General features: G+C 60.0%; 19 protein-coding genes. 5 read left to right on the top strand and 14 right to left on the bottom strand.

Features of this window, described 5'->3' with window-relative positions; translation table 11 throughout:
- The first annotated feature begins 1 nt into the window (after position 1).
- A complete protein-coding gene (locus AC2FH6_RS16100; protein WP_496703573.1) occupies positions 2-652 on the top strand; it encodes a ChrR family anti-sigma-E factor in 651 nt (216 codons plus the stop codon).
- 60 nt (positions 653-712) lie between these two features.
- Here AC2FH6_RS16100 and AC2FH6_RS16095 read toward each other — a convergent pair whose 3' ends face one another.
- From AC2FH6_RS16095 to AC2FH6_RS16070, 6 genes are all read right to left on the bottom strand, one after another.
- A complete protein-coding gene (locus AC2FH6_RS16095; RefSeq protein ID WP_142640068.1) occupies positions 713-1,942 on the bottom strand; it encodes a DNA recombination protein RmuC in 1,230 nt (409 codons plus the stop codon).
- Positions 1,943-1,994: 52 nt separating this feature from the next.
- Complete coding sequence (mutL, locus tag AC2FH6_RS16090; RefSeq protein WP_496703571.1) at positions 1,995-3,845, bottom strand: DNA mismatch repair endonuclease MutL; 1,851 nt, start codon at positions 3,843-3,845, stop codon at positions 1,995-1,997.
- A gap of 282 nt (positions 3,846-4,127) precedes the next feature.
- Entirely contained in the window at positions 4,128-5,057 is a 930-nt protein-coding gene (locus AC2FH6_RS16085; RefSeq protein ID WP_496703569.1) for a metal ABC transporter permease, read from the bottom strand.
- Positions 5,054-6,259: a metal ABC transporter permease gene (locus tag AC2FH6_RS16080; protein WP_496703568.1), complete on the bottom strand. Its 1,206-nt coding sequence runs from the start codon at positions 6,257-6,259 to the stop codon at positions 5,054-5,056. Before AC2FH6_RS16080 ends, AC2FH6_RS16085 begins: the two co-directional genes overlap by 4 nt.
- 3 nt (positions 6,260-6,262) lie before the next feature.
- On the bottom strand, positions 6,263-7,066 hold the full coding sequence (locus AC2FH6_RS16075) for a metal ABC transporter ATP-binding protein (protein WP_142640060.1): 804 nt from the start codon (positions 7,064-7,066) through the stop codon (positions 6,263-6,265).
- 3 nt (positions 7,067-7,069) lie between these two features.
- Complete coding sequence (locus tag AC2FH6_RS16070; RefSeq protein ID WP_496703566.1) at positions 7,070-8,023, bottom strand: metal ABC transporter solute-binding protein, Zn/Mn family; 954 nt, start codon at positions 8,021-8,023, stop codon at positions 7,070-7,072.
- A gap of 198 nt (positions 8,024-8,221) precedes the next feature.
- Here AC2FH6_RS16070 and deoC point away from each other — a divergent pair, with 198 nt between their 5' ends.
- The 3 genes from deoC to AC2FH6_RS16055 all read left to right on the top strand — a co-directional run bounded on the left by deoC (position 8,222) and on the right by AC2FH6_RS16055 (position 12,474).
- A complete protein-coding gene (gene deoC / locus AC2FH6_RS16065) occupies positions 8,222-9,220 on the top strand; it encodes a deoxyribose-phosphate aldolase (protein WP_496703564.1) in 999 nt (332 codons plus the stop codon).
- A gap of 11 nt (positions 9,221-9,231) precedes the next feature.
- Positions 9,232-11,565: an aldehyde dehydrogenase family protein gene (locus AC2FH6_RS16060; RefSeq protein WP_496703562.1), complete on the top strand. Its 2,334-nt coding sequence runs from the start codon at positions 9,232-9,234 to the stop codon at positions 11,563-11,565.
- Positions 11,566-11,742: 177 nt separating this feature from the next.
- On the top strand, positions 11,743-12,474 hold the full coding sequence (locus tag AC2FH6_RS16055) for a Crp/Fnr family transcriptional regulator (protein ID WP_496703560.1): 732 nt from the start codon (positions 11,743-11,745) through the stop codon (positions 12,472-12,474).
- Positions 12,475-12,477: 3 nt separating this feature from the next.
- Here AC2FH6_RS16055 and AC2FH6_RS16050 read toward each other — a convergent pair whose 3' ends face one another.
- From AC2FH6_RS16050 to AC2FH6_RS16020, 7 genes are all read right to left on the bottom strand, one after another.
- Positions 12,478-13,782, bottom strand: a complete 1,305-nt coding sequence (locus tag AC2FH6_RS16050; RefSeq protein WP_271952138.1) for a M16 family metallopeptidase — start codon at positions 13,780-13,782, stop codon at positions 12,478-12,480.
- On the bottom strand, positions 13,779-15,119 hold the full coding sequence (locus AC2FH6_RS16045; protein WP_142640049.1) for a M16 family metallopeptidase: 1,341 nt from the start codon (positions 15,117-15,119) through the stop codon (positions 13,779-13,781). Before AC2FH6_RS16045 ends, AC2FH6_RS16050 begins: the two co-directional genes overlap by 4 nt.
- An 81-nt stretch (positions 15,120-15,200) precedes the next feature.
- On the bottom strand, positions 15,201-15,719 hold the full coding sequence (locus AC2FH6_RS16040) for a DUF3035 domain-containing protein (protein ID WP_271952136.1): 519 nt from the start codon (positions 15,717-15,719) through the stop codon (positions 15,201-15,203).
- Between the two features lie 50 nt (positions 15,720-15,769).
- Positions 15,770-16,240, bottom strand: a complete 471-nt coding sequence (gene lspA / locus AC2FH6_RS16035) for a signal peptidase II (protein WP_496703558.1) — start codon at positions 16,238-16,240, stop codon at positions 15,770-15,772.
- Positions 16,240-17,829, bottom strand: coding sequence for a bifunctional phosphoribosylaminoimidazolecarboxamide formyltransferase/IMP cyclohydrolase (gene purH, locus AC2FH6_RS16030; RefSeq protein WP_496703556.1), 1,590 nt, complete (start codon positions 17,827-17,829; stop codon positions 16,240-16,242). Before purH ends, lspA begins: the two co-directional genes overlap by 1 nt.
- Before the next feature lie 22 nt (positions 17,830-17,851).
- Positions 17,852-19,591 carry a heparinase II/III family protein gene (locus tag AC2FH6_RS16025; protein ID WP_496693042.1) on the bottom strand — a complete coding sequence of 580 codons (1,740 nt, stop codon included), beginning with the start codon at positions 19,589-19,591 and terminating at the stop codon, positions 17,852-17,854.
- A 90-nt stretch (positions 19,592-19,681) separates the two neighbouring features.
- Positions 19,682-20,938 carry an RsmB/NOP family class I SAM-dependent RNA methyltransferase gene (locus tag AC2FH6_RS16020; RefSeq protein WP_271952129.1) on the bottom strand — a complete coding sequence of 419 codons (1,257 nt, stop codon included), beginning with the start codon at positions 20,936-20,938 and terminating at the stop codon, positions 19,682-19,684.
- An 89-nt stretch (positions 20,939-21,027) separates the two neighbouring features.
- Here AC2FH6_RS16020 and AC2FH6_RS16015 point away from each other — a divergent pair, with 89 nt between their 5' ends.
- Positions 21,028-21,210, top strand: a complete 183-nt coding sequence (locus AC2FH6_RS16015; protein ID WP_496703553.1) for a DUF1674 domain-containing protein — start codon at positions 21,028-21,030, stop codon at positions 21,208-21,210.
- Here AC2FH6_RS16015 and AC2FH6_RS16010 read toward each other — a convergent pair whose 3' ends face one another.
- Positions 21,211-22,068, bottom strand: coding sequence for a LysR family transcriptional regulator (locus AC2FH6_RS16010; RefSeq protein ID WP_496703552.1), 858 nt, complete (start codon positions 22,066-22,068; stop codon positions 21,211-21,213).
- Between the last annotated feature and the right edge of the window lie 98 nt (positions 22,069-22,166).

Raw genomic sequence — 22,166 nt, 5'->3', positions numbered from 1 at the left:
GATGAGCAAACAGATTAAGCATCACCTGACGGAAGATCTGCTGATGGCATATGCCGCCGGCAGCCTGCCCGAAGCGTTCGATCTGATGGTCGCGACCCATCTGTCGCTGTGTGACCATTGCCGCGCGCAGGCTGAAAGCTTTGATGCGATTGGCGGACAGATACTGGACGAGCTGCCCTATCCTGCCCAAATGAGCGACAGCGCGCTGGCTGCGACGATGGCGCTGATCGCCCAAGGCGCACCGACCCCCAAGCCCGTGAACAAGGGCTGCGCCGTCCTACCTGCCCCCCTGCAGGACTACGTCGGCGGCACTGTCAATGACATCCGATGGCGGCCCATCGGAATGGGCGTCAGACAAGCTATCTTGCCGACGAGCGGCGACGCTTCGGCACGTCTGCTGTTCATTCCGGCCGGAACCGCAGTTCCGGATCACAGCCATAACGGTATGGAATTGACCTTGGTTCTGCAGGGTGCTTTCTCGGATGAAGTTGATCACTTTGCACGCGGCGATGTCGAGATTGCCGATGAAGATCTGCATCACACCCCGACCGCAGACATTACCGCAGATTGCATCTGTCTGGCCGTTACCGACGCGCCGCTAAAATTCACCAAGCTCATGCCCCGCTTGTTCCAGCCCTTCCTGCGTATCTGATCTCTGGGACCTGACGCGGTGCGCTGGCCAAATCCGGCCAATGTCGCATCGAACGGCTTGTCAGATTTCGTGCCGCGCCAGCGGTACAACGCCCGGCGTGTCGTCAGGTGCGATCTCTTCGAAATCGAAATTGTCCAGTCGCTGCGCCCGGCGCCCGGCTTTTTCAGCGCTGATCTTGATTTCCGAGATATCCTTGGCCGCCTGCCCGAAATGACGGTCCAGATTGGAAACCCGATCGCCCAGGCGATCTACATCCTTGTGCAGCAGACCCAGCTCTTTGCGGATAGCACCCGCCTGTTCCCGCATCCTTGCGTCCTTCAGGATCGCGCGCATCGTGTTCAGCGTTGCCATGCAGGTGGTGGGCGAGACGATCCAAACGCGTTTGGTAAAGCTCTCCTGCACCAATTCGGGAAACTTGGCGTGCAACTCGGCATAAACCGCTTCGGAAGGTAGGAACATCAACGCGCCATCGGCGGTTTCCCCGTCCAGAATGTACTTCTCGGAGATGTCGTTGATATGCTTGCGCACAGTTGTTCGGAACATCTGCACCGCCGCTTTCAGCTCCGTATCATTGGTCGACCCGATCAGCGCCTCATACGCTTCCAACGGGAATTTGCTGTCGATCACAATGGGGCCAGGTGGGTTGGGCAGGTGGATCAGGCAATCCGCCCGACGCCCGTTCGACAAGGTCGCCTGCAGCTTGAAACTGTCCGAGGGCAACGCCTTGGAGACGATATCGTTCAACTGAATCTCTCCGAACGCACCGCGCGTCTGTTTGTTCGACAGAATATCCTGAAGCGACAGCACATCGCCCGACAGTTTGGTGATGTTATCCTGCGCCTTGTCGATGGCCGCCAGGCGCTCCTGCAACTGGGTCAGTGACGTCGCCGTCTGTTTCGAAGAGCCGTGCAGCGATTCCTTCATCCGCTCCTGCATCTCGGCCAGCGCACGTGCGGATTTCATCGCATTATCTGCCAGCCGATCGTTCATCTGCTGCTGCACCGAAGACAGGCGGGATTCAACCGTCTGGATCACCTGCAGCTGCGCATTGGCCTGCGTGTCCGAGACATGCTGCAGACCACCGCGCAGCTGCTCTTGTCCTTGTCCCAACTGCTGAACATGCTGACCCAGATGCGCCATTTGCCGCGACAGTGGCTCGGCCATCCTGGCTGACCGGTTGGCCGCTCGCAAAGACAGGAACAGCAGCAACAGGATCAATGCCACCACCCCGCCAACGATCAGAATCACGGGGTCGTTCAATGCAAATTGGGTTCCTGCAATCTCGATCATATCGCCTCGGGTGTTCTTGTTTTATTCTTCATAGCCCGCGCACCCCGCGGGATCAACTGCGTCCGAACAATCGTTCGATATCGGCCAGTTTCAGTTCCACGTAGGTTGGCCGCCCGTGGTTGCATTGGCCGGAATGGGGTGTCGCCTCCATCTCGCGCAGCAGGGCGTTCATCTCTTCGGCCCGCATTCGGCGGCCCGAGCGGATCGAACCATGACAGGCGACACGGCTGAGGATCGCCTCAATCCGCGCCTGCACCATCTGGCTTTCACCCTGATCGGACAGCTCATCCAGAATATCCAGAATCATTGCGCGGGCGTTGACCTCACCCAGAATGGCCGGGGTTTCACGCACGGCAACCGCACCGCCGCCGAAGGGCTCGAGCGTCAGGCCAAAGCGAGAAAGGTCATCTGCCACCGCCATAAGTCGCGCGCAGTCGCCTTCAGACAACTCTACGATCTCGGGGATCAGCAGCGCCTGCGCCGCCACGCCGTTCGCCGCCATCTGGGCTTTCAGCTTTTCATAGACCAACCGCTCATGCGCGGCGTGCTGATCGACAATCACCATACCATCAGCGGTCTGGGCGATAATGTAGTTTTCATGCACCTGCCCGCGTGCAGCCCCCAAAGGCAGGTCTTCTACCGGCGCCTCGGAAACAGATTCCGCGACCGGCTCGACCACGCTGCCGCTGTAATCGCGGGTCAGTTCAGCAAAGCCCGGTGCCTGCGCCTGATAGGCCATCTGGCGCGCGGCGGGTGAAGGGCGGTCCATCTGGTAGACCCGCGCCGGGGTGGAGTGAGACGGCTCGGGTCGCATCGCGCCAAGCGTCGCGTTTGCGACGGTCGAGGACGCCCGGTGCCCCGCTTCGGCCAGTGCGTGCCGCAGGGCCGAGACGATCAGCCCGCGTGCGACGCCGGGATCGCGGAACCGGACCTCGGATTTCGCGGGGTGCACGTTCACATCCACCAGCGTCGGATCACAGTCGATGAACAGAGCCGCCGCCGGATGCCGATCACGGCTGAGAAAGTCGAAATAGGCCGCCCGCAATGCACCGGTCAGCATCTTGTCACGCACAGGCCGTCCATTGACGAACAGGTACTGCGCCACCGCTGCGCCCCGAGAATAAGTCGGCAGGGCGGCATAGCCATACAGCCGGATACCCTCACGCGTGGCGTCGATTTGCAACGCGTTCTCGGCAAACTCGCGCCCGATCACGCGGGCCAGTCGGGCATGCAACGCGTTAAACAGATCACCATTCTCGCGGTCAGCCCGGAAGGTCACGCGCCCCTCGCCGCCGCCCGAGACATCGCGCAGGGTAAAGGTGACCGAGGGCTCGGCCATGGCCAGACGTTTGACCGTATCGGCGATGGCCTGTGTCTCGGCGCGGTCGGTACGCATGAATTTCAGACGCGCAGGCGTGGCAAAGAACAGATCGCGCAACTCGACCACAGTACCCGCGCGCAGAGCCGCGGGTTTCACCGCGGACATTGTGCCACCAGCGACCTGAATCTGCGCCGCATCCGCCCCCGGAACACGACTGGTTATGGTCAAACGCCCGACCGCGCCCAGCGACGGCAACGCCTCACCGCGAAAGCCGAAAGTATGAATGTTCAGCAGATCCGACCCGTCGATTTTCGAGGTTGCGTGGCGGGACAAAGCCAACGGCAAGTCCGCCGTCGCAATACCACAGCCGTCATCGGTGACGCGAATCAGCGTCTTGCCCCCATCGGCGATCTCTATCGCAACCCGCGTGGCACCTGCATCAATGGCGTTCTCGATCAATTCCTTGACCGCAGAGGCCGGTCGCTCGACCACTTCGCCGGCTGCGATCCGGTTGATTGCAGCATCGTCCAACTGCCGAATTACCGGTCGAAACTCGTTGATATTGGGGTTTGCCTGCTCCATACCCCTAGACCTAGCACATGCGCACACGATTCTGCCACCGCTATGGTATTCAGATTTTGTGCAAGAGGGGGGCGTTCGGACAATCGCGCCATGTCGGCCTGCAAGGCGACGACCTTGATCACGATTGCCCGAACAAGCCGGGGTGAGTGGTGGTCAGTTGCTTAACAATACAACAATTTTAGCACGATCTGCAGATTAAGGCTCATTAACTCTGACCGAGCTGTTCGCGTTGGCAAAGTTCAGCCGAAATACGGCATCAGCCAACAGCAGGAATTTGCCGGATCAAACAGTGCCTGGAGCGCCGGCGCGGGTCCGGCAGGGGCCGAAAACAGCTGCAAGCGCCAGAATCACACCAGATACCGTTGCGATCATTCCGGCGGCACTCACGGCATCGCGGGCACCCAGCCATAATGGGCCATAGCCCGCCAAAACATAGCCCATCACCGCTGAAACCACGGCAAATACAACGCTCCATGCGATTTGAGTTTCCAATCGGTTGGTCATCAACCGCGCCGCAGCCGGGGGGCAGATGAACATGGCGATCACGATGATCGAGCCAACCGCGTCGAAGGCTGCGACGGCAGCTATCGCCGCTGTGATCACCAGCGCAAACCCCAAAGGACCGGTCCGAATACCAATCGTGCTGGCAAAACCTTCGTCAAAGGTCGAAATCTTCAATGGTCGCCAGAATATCCAGGTAAACAGGGAAACCCCCGCAAGTGTCAGCGCGATACGCGGCAATTCCGGGGGCAACCCCGCAAGCGCGGCCGGGTCCCGCAGCGAGGCCCATCCCGTTGCGTCCAGCCAGATCAGACTTTCGAGATTGCCATACAGCGCGTGTTCCACATCCAGATGCACGGTCGAGGTGTCCGTCTGCTCCAACAAAAGAACGCCCGCCGCAAATAGGGTAGTAAAGACCACGCCCATTGCCGCACCGGGTTCGATCTGACCCAGCCTGCGGATCACCTCGATCATCACAACGGCAACCACGGCAGCACCCGCCGCGCCCAGCATCATCGGCCAGGTCGAGATCGCGCCGGTCAGAAGAAAGGCAACCACGATACCCGGCAGCACCACATGGCTGATGGCATCCCCGATCAGCGCCTGTTTGCGCAGAACCAGAAAGTTCCCCGGAAGGGCGCAGGCGATGGCCGCAAATGTCCCGATCAGCAGCGGTGTCAGTGACAGGGGAACGAATTCTTCGCCGCTCATGTTGCTACCCCCTGCGGGCCGCCGATCTGGCGGTCGATCTCGGTAATCTGGTCGCGGGTCAGCACGGTTTCGATATCGCGCAGCCCGTCATAAAGCGCCGCCGTTGCTTCGTGGGCCTGGTCCGTGCGAACGACCTCCCACCGCTTTTCGTCGCGCAGGGCTTTGGCGGCGCGGGCCTTGCCAGCCTCGGTTGCCACGCCGTCGGGGCGTGCCAACCCGGCCCGGCGCAACAAACGCAGGGTCAGCGGCTCATAGATTTTCTGCCCTTGTGCCAACGCAAGCAAGCCCTGCCGGATATGAACCCGACGCTGGAATTGCAGGTGCCGCAACACCGCCGCCAGAACACCGCGAACCGGCGCCAACAGCAACGACAGGACAAACACGGCAAAACTGACAAGAACGATAAGCGGACCCGTCGGCAGATTGGGAGCCGCCGCCGACAGCGCCGCACCGATATAACCCGAGACGCCCCCGATCAGACCCGCCAGCAACACTACTCTTTCGGACCGCGCAGTCCAAAACCGAGCTGTCACCGGCGGAATGATCAAAAGCGCAACGATCAGGATCAACCCGACAACTTTCAGGCCAACCACTGTGACGGCCATAACCAGACCCATCATCGCAAGGTCGATGCGATGCACCGGCAGGCCCCTGGCTGCGGCAAATTCAGGGTCAAAGGCCACGATCGTCATTGGACGGCGGATAATCATGACAAGCGCCAGCGTTGCCGCGCCTCCGATCGCAATGATCATCGCATCTGCCCAAAGCATCCCAGCGGTCGAGCCCAGCAGAAACCCTTCAAGCCCCGCCTGTCGGCCCACACCCATGGTCTGGATCACCGTCAGCAGCACAATGCCGAAACCAAAGAATACAGATAGGACCGCTCCAATCGCGGCATCCTCGGCCAGCCGCGTGTGCCGCGTCAGCCAGTTCATACATAAAAGGCCGATCCAAGCGGATATTGCCGACCCGACGAGCAGGCCGATCAGGTTTCTACCGTCCCCTCCGAGGGCCACAAGCACCATAAAGGCCAGACACACACCCGGCAATGTCGCATGGCTGATCGCATCGCTGACCAGTGCACGTTTGCGCAAGAACAGAAATGTGCCGGTCACCCCGGCGGAAATGCCCAGCAGGCTTGCGCCGATTGCGACAAGCGTGGCGTTATAGCCAAGCTGAAGGGTCAGAGCATCCCAATGCATGACTCACCCCAGCGCGCGTGAGATCTGGTCGATCTGCGCCGTAGCCAGACGGCCGCCATAGGCAGATTGCAATGTCTTGGCCGTAAATGCCTCGGCCACGGGCCCCTCGGCGACTTTGCGCGTGTTGATCAGGAAAACATGGTCGAAATAGTCGGTGACGGTTGCCAGGTCATGATGCACCGCAACCACGGTCTTGCCCGCCTCTTTCAGCGATTTCAGGACCGAAATGATGGCCTTTTCCGTTGCCGCATCAACCCCGGCAAAAGGTTCGTCCAGCAGATACAGATCGGCGGCCTGCGCCAAGGCGCGCGCCAGAAAGACCCTCTGCTGCTGGCCGCCCGACAACTGGCCGATCTGCCGGTCGGCAAAGTCACGCATCCCTACACGGTGCAGGCAATCCATCGCCTGCGCCTTATGCCGGGCGCGCACCCGTCCCAACAGCCCCAGTTCGCGCGACAAGCCCATCAGAACCACGTCAATCACGCGCGTCGGGAAGTCCCAGTCCACGCTGGCCCGCTGCGGCACATATGCGATCCGGGACCGCTGTCGATCCAGCCGATCGCCAAACACCGTCACCTGACCGGACAGGGGTGAGACAATCCCCAAAGCCGCCTTCAACAGGGTCGATTTACCAGCACCGTTTGGCCCGATGATCGCTGTCATGGCACCCGGTTGCACGGTCATATCAACCGAGAAAACTGCCGGCTTCTGCCCGTACGAGACGGTCAGGCCACGAATGGCCAGCGGGCTTTTTCCAATGTCGTTTTCCGGAAGGGGGATGCCCTGATGTGCCGCCAGTTCCAGCATCTCTTAAAACCCCGCCGACAGATTGCCGCTCATGCCAGTTTTGGGAATATCAGCCCCCAGAGCGCCTGCGATTACTGTGATATTGTGATCCAGCATCCCGATGTAGGTACCCTCATAGGTGCCGGGCTCGCCCATCGCGTCCGAATAAAGCTGTCCACCGACTTCGACCTGATGTCCCCTGGCCGCTGCGCCCTCGATCAGCGCACGCATCGACCGATCCGAGACCGAGCTTTCCACGAAAACTGCCGTCAGTTGCCGGTCAACCAGCGTATCGACCAATTCGCTAATCCGGTTCAGTCCCGCCTCGGATTGGGTTGAAATACCCTGAATTCCAAGCACATCGTACCCGTATTCAGCACCGAAATACCCAAAGGCATCATGTGCCGTCACCAGAACACGGTTGTTTTCCGGGACCGCTGCAAGCACTTGCTTGCCATAAGTCTCCAGTTCCGCGATCTGCGCAAGAAAGGCCTCTGCGTTTGCCGCAAAGGTGTCCGCGGCCTCGGGGCGCGCTTGTGTCAGGGCTTTTTGCACCTCGACCACGACATCGCGCCACAGGGCCGGGCTCATCCAAAGATGGGGATCGTATTTGTCAGCATAATTGTCATGCGCTTGCAGCTTTGACTTATCAACGCCTTCGGCTACCGCAACGACCATGCGTTTACGCCCTAGGTCATGGAAGAACTCTTCCATCTGCGCCTCAAGATACAGACCATGCCACAGGATCAGATCGGACCTGGTCATAGCGACGATATCACTGCGGGTCTGACGATAGGCATGCGGGTCGACGCCGGGGCCCATAAGGCCCTTCACCTCGACCTGATCACCTCCGACCTGACGGGCGGCATCGGCAATCATACCGGTCGTGGCCACCACTTTCAGCGGCGCATCGGCCCAGGCCGAGAATGGGAATACAGCGGCGAATGCCAGCGCTGCAAGGAAACTACGACGAATCATATCAGACCCCGGAATTGGTATCTTGCTAAGATGAATATGAGAACCGCTCGCAACTAAGTCAATGCTATTGAGAATTATTCGCAAGAAAACGCCTATTTTGTCCATTTGGTCAAAAAATTTACCCTTCCAATGCCGGATAGCCTTCCATTTGCATCTTACCCGTGCGAATTTGATACAAACCTCCCAAAGGATGTGAAAATGGAAACGCAGAGCTCAGAAAGCCCCGTGCGCACCGCGCATCTGCCGCAAGTGACCGAGCCCCGGAACCCTGGAATGGAGCTTGATCTGGATTGGGTGCGGGCCGTACAGGTCAACACCTCGGCCGTTGAGCGCCGCGCAGCCACCCTGCCGGGTCGGCGCTCGGTGAAAAAGGACTACCAGGCGGCGTGGCTGCTCAAGGCGATCACCCTGATCGACCTGACCACCCTATCGGGAGACGATACCGTCGGCCGTGTCCGGCGCCTGTGCGCCAAAGCGCGGCAACCCGTGGCTTCTGCAACACTTCAGGCGTTGGACATGCCACCGATCACCACCGGCGCGGTCTGTGTCTATCACGACATGATCGAAACCGCTGTGGATGCGCTGAAGGGCACCGGGATTCCGGTGGCCGCCGTATCGACCGGATTCCCTGCAGGCTTGTCCCCGTTCCACCTGCGCGTGGCCGAGATCGAAGAAAGCGTCAAAGCCGGAGCCGAGGAAATCGACATCGTAATCTCTCGGCGTCATGTGCTGTCGGGCAACTGGCAGGCCTTGTATGACGAGATGAAAGCGTTCCGCGTGGCTTGTGGCGACGCGCATGTCAAAGCCATCCTTGCAACCGGCGAACTGGGCAGCCTACGCAACGTGGCGCGCGCCTCGTTGGTCTGCATTATGGCGGGGGCGGATTTCATCAAGACTTCGACCGGTAAGGAAAGCGTCAACGCCACGCTGCCCGTGTCGCTGGTGATGATCCGGGCGATCCGCGATTACTATGACCGCACCGGGTATCGTGTCGGATATAAACCCGCAGGCGGGATTTCCAAAGCCAAGGACGCACTAGTTTACCTGTCGCTGATCAAGGATGAGTTGGGCGACCGTTGGCTGGAGCCGGACCTGTTTCGCTTTGGCGCGTCGTCGCTGTTGGGCGATATCGAACGGCAGCTAGAACATTTCGTAACGGGTGCTTATTCCGCCGGTTACAGGCACTCGATGGGCTGAGGACGAAAACAATGACAGTCAAAGAGATTTTCGAGACCATGGATTACGGCCCTGCCCCCGAAAGCTCAGCCGAAGCGCTGGCCTGGCTGGTCGATCAGGGTGACAAATTTGGTCACTATATCGACGGGGCCTTCACCAAACCGGGCAAGGGGTTCGACAGCCGCAACCCGGCGACCGGAGAGGTTTTGGCCAGGCTGACCCAAGCCAAGCAAGCCGATGTCGACGCCGCCGTATCCGCCGCCCGCAAGGCGCAGCCAAAATGGGAGAAGATGGGCGGTGCGGGTCGTGCGCGCTACCTCTATGCCATCGCGCGCCTGCTGCAAAAGCACTCGCGCCTGTTTGCAGTGCTGGAAAGCTTGGATAACGGCAAGCCGATCCGTGAATCGCGCGACATCGACATCCCTCTGGTACAGCGCCACTTTTACTACCACGCCGGCATGGCGCAGTTGATGGAAAGCGAACTACCCAACGCCGAAGCGCTGGGAGTGTGTGGACAAATCGTTCCTTGGAACTTCCCGCTGCTGATGCTGGCTTGGAAGATTGCTCCGGCGCTGGCCATGGGTAACACGGTCGTTCTGAAACCTGCCGAATATACCTCTCTGACCGCGCTGCTGTTTGCCGATATCTGCTCACAGGCCGGGCTGCCCAAGGGTGTGGTCAACATCGTCACGGGCGATGGCGCGGTGGGTGAGATGATCGTGGCCTCGGACGTGGACAAGATCGCCTTTACCGGCTCAACCGCAGTGGGGCGGCGCATCCGTGAGGCGACCGCCGGTTCGGGTAAGGCGCTGACTTTGGAGCTGGGCGGCAAGTCCGCCTATATCGTCTTTGACGACGCCGATATCGATTCCGCCATCGAAGGGCTGGTCGACGCGATCTGGTTCAATCAGGGTCAGGTTTGTTGCGCGGGTTCGCGTCTGTTGGTTCAGGAAGGCATCGCCGATCGGTTCCACGAGAAACTGCGCGCCCGAATGGACACTCTGCGCATCGGTGATCCATTGGACAAATGCATCGACGTGGGTGCTGTGGTCGACCCGGTCCAGTTGCAGACCATCAAGAGCATGGTCGACAGCAACACCGCGGGTCACGTTTATCAGGCAGCCGGCGCGCTGCCCGAAAATGGCTGTTTCTACCCGCCAACGCTGATCTCGGGCCTCGAAACCTCCGATCAGCTGATGCAGGAGGAAATTTTTGGCCCGGTGCTGGTATCCTCGACCTTCCGTACGCCGGAAGAGGCGGTTGAGCTGGCCAACAACACCCGTTACGGGCTGGCGGCGACGGTATGGACCGAGAACGTGAACCTTGCACTGGATATCGCACCGAAGCTCGTCGCGGGCGTTGTCTGGGTGAATTCCACCAATCTGTTCGATGCCGCAGCCGGGTTCGGCGGTGTGCGCGAAAGCGGCTTTGGCCGCGAAGGTGGCTGGGAAGGTCTGACCGCCTACACCAAGCCCAAAGGCAAAGGCAAACCATTGGCCAAGGCCGAGGCCGCGATGGGCGAAGGTGCCCCGGTCGATCCGATTGACCGTACTGCCAAAATGTATGTCGGCGGCAAACAGGCCCGTCCTGACAGCGGATATTCGAAACCCGTCTGGGGCAAGTCTGGACTGCTGGGCCATGTGGGTCTGGCCAACCGCAAAGACGTCCGCAACGCGGTCGAGGCCGCAGCGGGGGCCAAGGGTTGGTCCAAGACCACCGGCCATCTGCGGGCACAGATTCTGTATTACATCGGCGAAAACCTCTCGGCCCGCGCGGGTGAATTCGCTGCGCGCCTTGATGCCATGACCGGCAGGAAAGACGGTGCGAAAGAGGTCGAAGCCGCGATCCAGCGCCTGTTCACCGCCGCTGCCTGGGCCGACAAGTATGACGGCCAGGTGCACGGCGTTCCGATCCGGGGCGTGGCCATTGCCATGAAAGAACCTGTCGGCGTGATCGGCGCGCTCTGTGCTGACGAGGCGCCGCTGCTGGGTCTGGTCTCGGCCATGGCGCCTGCTGTTGCGATGGGCAACCGGGTGGTTCTTGCGGCAAGCGAGCCTTACCCGCTGGCGGCGACGGATTTCTACCAAATCCTCGAAACCTCGGACGTGCCCGCTGGCGTGGTCAACATCCTGACTGGCAGCCACACGGAACTGGCGAAGCCGCTGGCTTCGCATCTGAATGTGGATGCGATCTGGTCATTCTCGTCTACCGATCTGTCGGCCGAGATCGAGCGGGCTTCGGCCGGGAACTTGAAACGGAGTTGGGTTAATAACGCCATGGCAACCGACTGGCACGAGGATCAGACTCGCCGCTTCCTGCAGGCTGCGACCGAGGTTAAAAACATCTGGGTGCCCTACGGCGAGTAGGGCCCCAGCCCCGGAAAACCCAGGGGTGCAAACAGTTTGTTCGGGTACAGATGGCGCGCTGCTGCATAGAGTGATCATTGAATGAACATAACGATGATTAACATGTGACATTGTTCATATACAGCGCCGCCACTATCCCTCAGCTTGGACCCAGTCTTAACAAGGTTGGATCGGTCCATGCTGAGTTTTCCATACGAGTTTCCTGAACTGGTACAGGTCGCCACGATGATCGGCGTCTTTGGCGCGGGCCTCTACATCACCAGCTATTTTCTGCTGCAGATGGGGATCATCCGGGGCAACGGCAGCCTCTACCCCCTGCTTGTGATCACCGCAGCCGGATGTGTTCTGTTCAGCATGTCGGAAGAATTCAACCTCGCGGGCTCGATCATTCAGCTGGCCTATATCTCGATCTCGATCCTGGGCCTGCTGCGCGGGTTTCTGTCCCGGCATCTGCTTCGGTTTTCAGATGACGAACGTCAGTTCATTGCCCTGCACCTTGAATCGCTGAAACCCCACCAAGCCCGGAAACTGTTGAACACCGCCGCCGTCAAGACCTATGAAAACGGTGACATCCTGATCGAAGAAGGCAAGACAACCGACTTTTTGGGCTTTGTCTTAAAGGGGCGGACCACGATCCTGAAAAACGGCCGGGTCATCAACCAATGTGGAGAAGATGAGATTTTGGGAGAGCTGACCTTTGGCCTTGGGCTGCCTGCCACAGCCACGGTAATAGCCACCGAACCCACCAAATGCCTGGTCTTCGACAATATCAGCCTGATGCGCTTGCTGCGGCGGAGCCGCCATATCGACGATGCATTGAAAGCAGCGCATTTCCGACATACACGGCAAAAGCTGTTGAACAGCAACAAGCACACGCTGCAGGCCCAGAGAAGACCTGCAGCGGCCTAATGGTCAGCCGTCCAGACCTTCGGGTTTGCCAACGATGGTAAAGTGTAAACCATCTGGGTCCAGCAGTTCGGAGGCCACCCGGTTCACATCCTCAAGCGTCACTGCATTCACCTTGTCATTGCGTGTGGCGATATAGTCGATAGGCAAATCCTCCATCTGCATACCCACCATGATCCCAGCGATCTGGCTGTTGCCATCAAAGCGCAGCGGATAGGCACCGGTCAGATAGGTCTTGGCGTCGTCCAACTCCTTCTGAGTGACCCCTTCGGATGCGGCGCGCGCCCATTCGTTGCGGATCACATCAACGGCTTCGGCGATACGGTCATTGGCCGAGGACACCGACCCAAGATACACAGAGGCCAGATCCTTTGGCACCAGATAGGTCGCCACGCCATAGGTCAGACCGCGTTTTTCGCGCACTTCCTGCATCAGGCGGCTTTCGAAACCCCCGCCGCCAAGAATATGGTTCAACAGATAGGCGGAAAAGAAATCCGGGTCGTCGCGGTCGATCCCGGCATGGCCGAACAGAGCCACCGATTGCGGCGTATCGAACTCGATCACGCTCACTCCGCCAGTGATCGTCACATCGGCCCGCTTAGGGATCGGTTTGCCGGTATCCGGCAGATCAAGCAAGAGCTCGTCCAGCACCGCGCCCAGTTCCTCTGGGGTGATATCGCCGACCGCGCCTACATACAGACGATCCTTGGTAAACACGTTCTCATATGCCGTGACCACATCATCGCGGGTCAAGGCGCTGACACTCTCGATCGTGCCCTTGCCTTCGGAGCCGTAGGGATGATCGCCATAGGCCATTTCCGCAAAGCTGCGCCCGGCAATGTCACTGGGGCTGGTCTGATCTGACCGCAGACCCGACAGAACCTGAGCGCGAACACGGTCTACGGCATCCTGATCGAAACGCGGTTCGTGAATCGTGGTCCGCAGCAGGTCAATCACCTCATCCCTGTTTTCGGTCAGAAACTGTGCCGAGATCGACACTGAATCGTCTGAGGCGCTATACCCGAACGACGCGGCCAGAGATTCCAGCTCGCGCGCATAGGTACGGGCATCCATTTCGCCAGCGCCTTCTTCGATCAGGCCGCTCATCAGATACACCGCGCCGCGCTTTGTCGGGTCGTCCAGCGACGTGCCACCGCGGAACCGCAGCTCCAGGGCGGTGAAGGGGATCGAGTGATCCTCGACCAGCCATGCGGTGATGCCACCCGGCGAGGTGACTTCTTCAATCTCGATCTCGGCCCATGCAGGAACTGCGATGACCAAAGCAATCAGAGTTACAAATATCCGCTTCATTGCGTTACCTCATCGTCTCGCATCAGCCAGCCCGTGACCGAGGTTTCAGGCTGCAGCACCTCGCGCGCGGCGGCGATGATCTGATCACCGGTCACCGCCTGCAGGACATCAGGCCAAGCCTGTACATCTTCGACCGTCAGCCCGCTGGTCAGGGCACGGCCATAGCGATTGCCGATCCCGTCCACATTGTCACGCGCATAGGTCTGCGCGGCGCGCAGCTGCATCTTGATCCGATCCAGATCCTCTTCGTTCACACCTTCGGCGATGAAATCGGTCACGGCCTGATCCATCGCATCCTCGGCCTCTTGCAGCGACACGCCTTCGGCCGGAACAACCAGCAGATCAAATGTGGTATCGTCAAGCGACACGCCTCGGTAGAACGCACCGGTATAGACGACCTTTTGCTGCTCGAACTGCAGTTTTTCATTCAGGTACGACGTCGTGCTGCCTCCCAGTAATTCAGCCAGAAGGAACAGGGCGGCGGCTTTTTCCTGCGCACCTGCGTCCCGTTCGGGTGCAAGATAGCTGCGCTGAACATAGGGCTGCGATACGCGCGCATCCTTAAAGGTCAGACGGCGTTCAGCGGTTTGTGGCGGCTCCTGTGATCGCACCCGTTCGGGCAGGTCCGGGTTTGCCGGGATTACCCCGTAATATTGCTCGGCCAGGGATTTGACCTCGTCTGGCTCAACATCGCCGGTCACCACCAGGATGGCGTTATTTGGCGAATAGTGGATCTGATAGAAGGACAGTGCATCGTCCAGGTCCAGCGTTTCCATCTCATGTTTCCAACCGATAACGGGGACACCATAGCGGTGGTTGAGGTATTGCGCCGCGCTGACCTGTTCACCGAACAGGGCGCGCGGGTTGTTTTCGGTACGCTGGTTACGCTCTTCCAGGATCACGTCGCGCTCGGTGGCGATGTCGTCATCGGACAGGCGGATATTGCGCATCCTGTCTGACTCCATCCGCATCATCAACTCAAGCCGGTCGGCAGCAACACGCTGAAAATAGGCGGTGTAATCATACGAGGTGAACGCGTTGTCATTGCCGCCATTGGCCGCGACGGTGGCAGAAAACTCGCCCGCCTCCAGCGTGTCGGTGGCCTTGAACAACAGGTGTTCCAGAAAATGCGCCACACCGGACGAACCAACCGGCTCATCCGCCGATCCGGCGCGATACCAGACCATGTGCTGCACGACTGGGGCGCGGTGATCCTCGATCACGACAACGTCCATACCGTTATCCAGCGTAAAGGTGGTGACCGCCTCGTGCCCATCTTCGGCAAAAACCGGGGTGGCGGCGATCAGAGCAGCCGACAGTGCCAGAGCCCGAACCATGGGGCATCCTCCGTTTCGTTTCTGGTGTTCAAACTACGGTGGTGCCGCCCGGGTTCAACCCCGATGACGGAAAGTTAAGAATTATTCATTGACCGGCGGCGCCGATGGCGTTTCGATCCCAGCGTTCCGCGCAGCCTGGGTTTGCTTGTTCGGATCTATAGCCCAGCGACGGTAAACCTGCGAATATCGGTCTACGTTGAACAGCCGCAGACGGGTCCAACGCCCCTGACGCTTGCGGAAATCCGCATCTTCTTGGTTGACGACTTGCCGTGTATTTGACGGAACGCCATATCGGCTGGAGGCCGTGACAAGCGCGCCATCAGAGGCAGGCACAGCGGTATTTGGATTCGAAGCAGCCGGATTCCCGCCCAGCGCGGCAATAGCATCCCCTGTGGGATTGGCATCGGTCAGGTTGGTGCCACCCGGTGTCGGTGCGGGCAAGGAGTTGTAGTTCTCGGGCTGGGTCAGAGGTTTGACCGGCAAAATCGCAAACTCGTCCGGGCCCGGGCCCGGCGGCTCGAGGTGGCGCAGACCGATATCCGAACATCCCGCAACCGCAAGACTCATAGTCACAACAAATATGGAACGCGGCAACCGCATGAAAGTCTCCAGCCTGTTTCAGGCGCTTTTATCGTATTTCCAAACCCGCGTCACGAGGGCTTTTTCCTATCAAACAGGACCAACCCGAACGCACCTGCGAATATGAATACATCGGCCAGATTGAACACATAGGGGTTGTCGAAACCACAGCAGGACATGTTCAGAAAATCCAGCACATATCCGTACAACACGCGGTCCACCACATTGCCAATCGCACCGCCGATCAGCAGGCCGCCACAGACCAACATGAACTTTGAGGGGGCCGTGCGCATCAACCAAATCAACACGCCCACTGAAATCACCAGTGAAACTCCGATCAGAGCCCAGCGCGCGGCGTCGCCATTGCCCTGAAACAGGCCGAAATTGATGCCGCGATTCTCGCCATATCTGAACACCAGAAAGGGCGGCAGAACGCTGATCGGCCCTTCGGCCACGCGCATCACATGAACGACCAGGTACTTGCTGATCTGGTCGATCAGAAACGCGGTCAGCGCCGCCCAGAGGAGCAATCGGGCACGCATCAGTGACGGAAATGCCGCATGCCGGTAAAGACCATGGCCAGACCGGCCTCATCTGCGGCGGCGATCACGTCGTCATCTCGCATCGAGCCGCCAGGCTGAATCACGCAGGTGGCCCCGGCCTCTGCGGCCTCCATCAAACCGTCGGGAAAGGGGAAGAACGCGTCCGACGCCACCGCTGAGCCGATGGTCAGCGGCTGTGGCAGGCCTAAAACATCGGCCATGCGCTCGGCCTTCTTGGCCGCGATCAGGGCCGAATCCACGCGGCTCATCTGGCCAGCGCCGACACCCACGGTCGCGCCGTCCTTAACATAGACGATGGCGTTGGATTTCACGTGCTTTGCCACCTTCCAGGCAAACAGAAGGTCGCGCATCTGTTCATCCGTCGGGGCCTTCTTGGTGACAACCGTCAGGTCATCCATGCCGACGAATCCGTTATCCTTGTCTTGCACCAACAGACCGCCCGCGACCTGACGCACGGTTTTGCCACCAGCGGTCACATCCGGCAGGCCTTCGGTCGTCAGAAGGCGCAGGTTTTTCTTGGCGGCAAAGATCGCCTTGGCCTCATCCGAGGCGCCAGGTGCGATCACAACCTCGGTGAAAATCCCTGTGATCTCCTGCGCGGTTTCAGCGTCCAGCGGCTGATTCAGGGCCACGATCCCGCCAAAGGCCGAGGTACGGTCACAGTCGAACGCGGCCTTATAGGCGTCCAGCAGCGTGCCGCCTGTCGCAACGCCGCACGGGTTGGCATGTTTGATGATGGCACAGGCCGCACTCTTGACGGGATCGAATTCCGCAACAAGCTCAAACGCCGCATCAGTGTCGTTGATGTTGTTATAGCTCAGTTCCTTGCCCTGATGCTGAAGGGCGGTCGCCACACCGGGTCGGTTGGTACCGTCGGTATAGAATGCAGCGGTCTGATGGCTGTTCTCGCCATAGCGCAGTGTCTGTTTCAACTCGCCCGCAAAAGCGCGGCGTTTGGGGGCCTCAAGCAGCAGCGCATCGGCCATCCAGTTCGACACGGCGGTGTCGTAAGCAGCGGTGCGCGCATACGCCTTTTGGGCCAGCCATTGACGGAAACCATATGAGGTCTTGCCATAATTCTCGTCCAGCTGATCCAACAGCGACGAGTAATCCTCGACATCGACCACGACATTGACGAACGCGTGGTTCTTGGACGCGGCACGGATCATCGCTGGGCCGCCGATGTCGATATTCTCGATACATTCGTCATAGCCAGCGCCTTTAGCCACGGTCGCCTCGAACGGATAGAGGTTCACTACCAGCAGGTCGATCGCGTCGATGCCGTGTTCGTTCATCGCGGCGACATGGGTGTCATTGTCACGCAAGGCCAGCAAGCCGCCATGCACCATCGGGTGCAGCGTTTTGACCCGGCCATCCATCATCTCGGGGAAACCGGTGATCTCGCTGACATCCTTCACCTCCAACCCCGCATCGCGCAACGCTTTTGCTGTGCCGCCGGTCGACAACAACTCGACCCCGCGGTCGGCCAGCGCCTTACCCAGCTCGATCAGCCCGGTCTTGTCGGATACGGAAAGCAACGCGCGGCGCACGGGGTGAAGATCGGTCATGGGTCCAAAGGTCCTTTTGGCGTCAGTCAAACTCGGGCTCGTCCCGGTGCAGGTCGCGCACGGCAAAGGCTGTATCCTGCGCCTTGCTCAACGTCCACCGGATGCGCGTCGCATACTCCATTGCGCGGCCAGATAGAACGATCTGTTTTGTCGCGCGTGGCTTCAAACGGCCCTTTTCAAGATAAACACTTGGCTCGATTGACAATTTCCCCACACCATCATGGCGGAACACCCAAATCTCACCGCTTTTGAGCGCCATGGACACCGCCGCACCGCCCAAATCTATCGCCGCATCCACGTCCGGATGCAGATGGAACCGTATGTCAAAGCCGATACCAGTCAGGTTCGACGCATCCAGCGCCTTGTCAAATTGCCGCTTGGCCCTGTCACTTGTGGTAAGCAGAATATCTTCGCCGGTCAGCTCCCGCCCGTCAAAGCGCAGCTCGAACGTTCGGGCGTGGGTCAGGCCGAACACTTTGGTATAGCCATCGTGCCCGGCCATGAACCGGGTTCCCTCGAACGCGTCTTCGAACTCGACCGGAACATCCTTTGGCGCGTCGACCAGCCCTTCACGTTCCGTACCAGGAACAGCTGAGGTCAGACGCGCACTTGAAAAGCCGTCAAGACAAAGTGTCGAATGCGACGGCGTGGCGCGCCCGGCCCGACGCCATTCCAGCCCAAAGGTTTCCCCAGACCCACAATTCACAATCAGAGGTCGGCGGCCCGAGGTCAGCTCGAACGCCAAGGTCGACGCATGTGCGTTATATGACGCATCCCCTTTGGGCGGCGAACTGGCGTCAATTATCACACTGGTCCTTGCCGCATAGAGACGGGCAAATCCCATGGACAGGCCGTTCTCGCTCTGCGGTCTGACGCCGCTTTGCGCCAGAGCCTGATCCAGACGACCCTCGACCCCGCGCCCGCCCCCGTGGAAACGGGCCAGTGCACCATCCGAATGACGCAGATTACGCATGGTCGGGGCCATCCGTTTAATCGCATTCGCCTGCGCCCCAGGTGTACCCCGCCCCAAATCGCTAAGTGCTGCCGATGTCCAGGCGAGCAGCGTGAAGACTTCCAGCAGCTCCTCGGGGTTGCGCGTGGAGATACCACCTTTTTGATCTATCTGACTGTCACATTCCCGCGCCAGAGCGCGCAGGGCGGGCTCTGCCATCTGCTCAAGCCCTTCCAAAGCCAAACCAGCCTGCACCAGACCGGCTAGCGCCTCGAACCGGGGCAGGCCAGGCGTCGCAGCATGCCAGCGTTTCGACAGGAACCAGGCCTGCTGAGATAGCGAACTGAAAAAGACCTTGCTTTGTTGCTCATCCACACCGCGCAGCAAAAAGATCGCGTGATTGATCCAACGCATCACTCGCCGGCCTGTCAGATCAGGTGCCCAACCGGGCCCGTGCCCGCGCCCATGTGCTTCGATCCAGCCCCAGACCCAGCGTTGCGCCTTTTCGCGCGCCCGGATGTCGCCAACAGCCGCCAGATCATCCAGCCAGGCAAAACCGTGGCGTTCATCATCGAATCCGGTGCTGGGCGCGGTGACATCCCATAAGCCTGTATCCTGCGCCTCAACAAGATAGCCCGAGAACAGCAGGTTCCCAGCCACCAACTGACGCCCGCGCGCAAATGATCCAACCGTGCGTGGTTCCGGATCGCCCACAAATCCGGTAACGGCCTTGCGCCGCTGACTGAGCCGCGCATAAAGCCGGTTCTGAAACCGCGACCATCGGTTTGCCATGGTGTCCGAATTTGACATGACGCTCGTTACTCTGCCCCTTGCGCTCTGCTGGCGCCTGAGACCCAACGATAGACCGGAGCAATCGTCAAGTCATCGAAAAGCGTGCCTTTAGGTCGATTTCGTCAGACAGGCGATATAGAACCCGTCCATGCCGCCCGTGCCCGGCCAATAGTCAGGCCGCAGACGCAAACCGCCCTCTTCCGTGATCCAGCTGGTTTCGATCCCTGCGACCTGCAAAGCGGCCCGGTCCACCTGCATGTCCGGATACATCTGCAGCGCCTCTTCGACCTGCACCTCGCCCTCATCCGGCAGCAGGGAACAGGTGCAGTATACCAGCCGCCCGCCGGGTTTCAGCAAGGTCCAGGCATGGGCAAGCATCTGCGTTTGCAGCTCGATCAGTGCGCCGAATTCCGAACCATCCTTGGCAAAGGGCAGATCGGAATGGCGGCGGATCGTGCCGGTTGCAGAACAGGGCGCGTCCAGCAGGATGGCGTCATACTGGCCCTGGTGTTCCAGCGCGTCGCCTGCGATGACTTCGCCCTTCAGCCCGGTGCGCGTCAGGTTCTCGCGCACCCGTTCCAGCCGCGATTCCGAGATATCGAGTGCGGTTACATCCGCCCCCGCAGCCGCCAGCTGCAGCGTCTTGCCGCCGGGCGCGGCGCATAGGTCCAGAATTTTCTCTCCGGCCTTGGGTGCCAGAACACGGGCGGGCAGCGCGGCGGCGGCATCCTGAACCCACCAATCGCCGCGATCATATCCCGGCAGGGCCGAAACCTGCCCGGCATCCTTTATCCGCATTGATCCGGTCGGCAGTTCCTCACCCGGCGCAGTTGCCCCTGGCTTGACCGAAAGATCCAGCGGCGCGCCCTCGAAATGCGCCAGCTCCATGCCGGTCACGGCCTCGGCACCCCAGGCCATGATCAACGGATCGCGCAGCCACTCGGGTAGGCGCGGCACGCGCATTTTCGGCCAAGCCTCTGGCCCTTCCGCCGCGACCTTGCGCAGAACCGCGTTCACCAACCCCTTGAGCCGCCCATGCTTGCGCGAGCGACCGACAATCTCAACCATGGAATTTACGACGCCATGCGCTGCCTCGCCATGGCACAGCTCAACCGCTCCCAGACGCAGGGCATTATGCACGGTCAGGGCGGGGGTGCGGTTCAGGTGATTGTCCAACAGACGGTCGGCGCGTTCGAGCCCACGCAGCGTTTGCAACGCCAGCCGCTGTGCCCGCGCCCGATCTTCTGGTGCCAATCGCTCCAGCGCACCTGCAGCCAGACATTCTGACATCAGCCGCCCCTCACCCAAGATCTGATCCAGAAGGTAGATTGCGCTGCGTCGCGCGGCCGTTGCGTTATCGGACATTGAATCGCCTTTGATGTGACCCTCGTCCGCATTGCCAAGGGCGGACGGGGGCGTATATCAAGCCAATGCACTGAAAGGAACCCGATGTCATGAATGACGAGCCCAAAGACCTGCCGCCTGCCGCACAACGCGCGCTGGCCGAGGCGGAGGACCGTCGCCGCAAGGCCGAAGCCGACGCAAAATCGCAACCCAAAGAGCTGGGCGGACGCGACGGCCCCGATCCTGCACGTTATGGCGATTGGGAAAAGAAAGGCATCGCGATAGATTTCTGATCAGTCCCCGCACAGGGCCTGCAGAAAATCCGCGATGAGCGCCCGTTGCTTATTGGATTTCGCACGCTCTTCGGGCCAAGTCAGCCAATAGCCATCTTTTGCGTTCAATTCGGGCAAATCCAGTCGACGCAACCGTCCCGCTCGCAAGTCCGATTGCGCCAAGGGCATGGATCCCAACACAACGCCCAAACCCTGCCGGGCCGCGGAAATCGCGTGTTCCATCGAATCAAAGCTGATTTTCGAAGGCGGCAGGTCGGTCTGAGTGGTGTTTTTCGCCCAATCACGCCAGCCGGGCCTTTCACCGCGCAGATCAATCAAGGGCGCGGACCAATCCACACCCGGCGCTGCCATCGGCACTAGCACTTCGGCCGCAATCAGTTCGGCATCGCGCCCGGGCCACGCCCCACGCCCATAGCGGATTTGAAGCCAAGTCCTCTCTTCATCCAGCGAAGACCGTCGCGCTACAGAATCTGTCAGCACCCGCACTTTGGGGCGCAGGACGTGAAAACGTGCAAGAGCGGGTATGACGAGGGCCTTAATATGGGAAGACAGGCCAGCCACCCGCAATTCGCGCGGGGATTTTCCGAAAAGGTCTTCGGTATTGCGCTCGAGCGCCTGCAAGCTGTCCTGAACCAGCGGTAGATAGCTTTCGCCCTCGACGGTCAGCGATACACCGCGCGCCTCGCGCACAAACAGCGTGCGGCCCAACCAGGCCTCAAGGTTGCCGATGCGCTGACTGACGGCAGCCTGTGTTAGCCCAAACTCGCGCGCCGCTGCCGAGAATCCACCCAACCGCCCCGCCGCTTCGAATACGCGCAACCAGTCTAGCGGGGGCAAGCCGATCTTCTTTTTATCCATAAGATTTTCCAGGCCTCAGCAGCAACAAGGATTAATTGTCGTAATGCCATAGGGGGCGTATATCCTCAAGCAAAGCCCGCGCGAACAGGAGAAACCCC

The sequence above is a fragment of the Ruegeria sp. CDSC045 genome (genome assembly GCF_059610725.1).
Note: the sequence above shows the minus strand (reverse complement) of the source record. Positions and strands in the feature narration are given on the sequence as shown.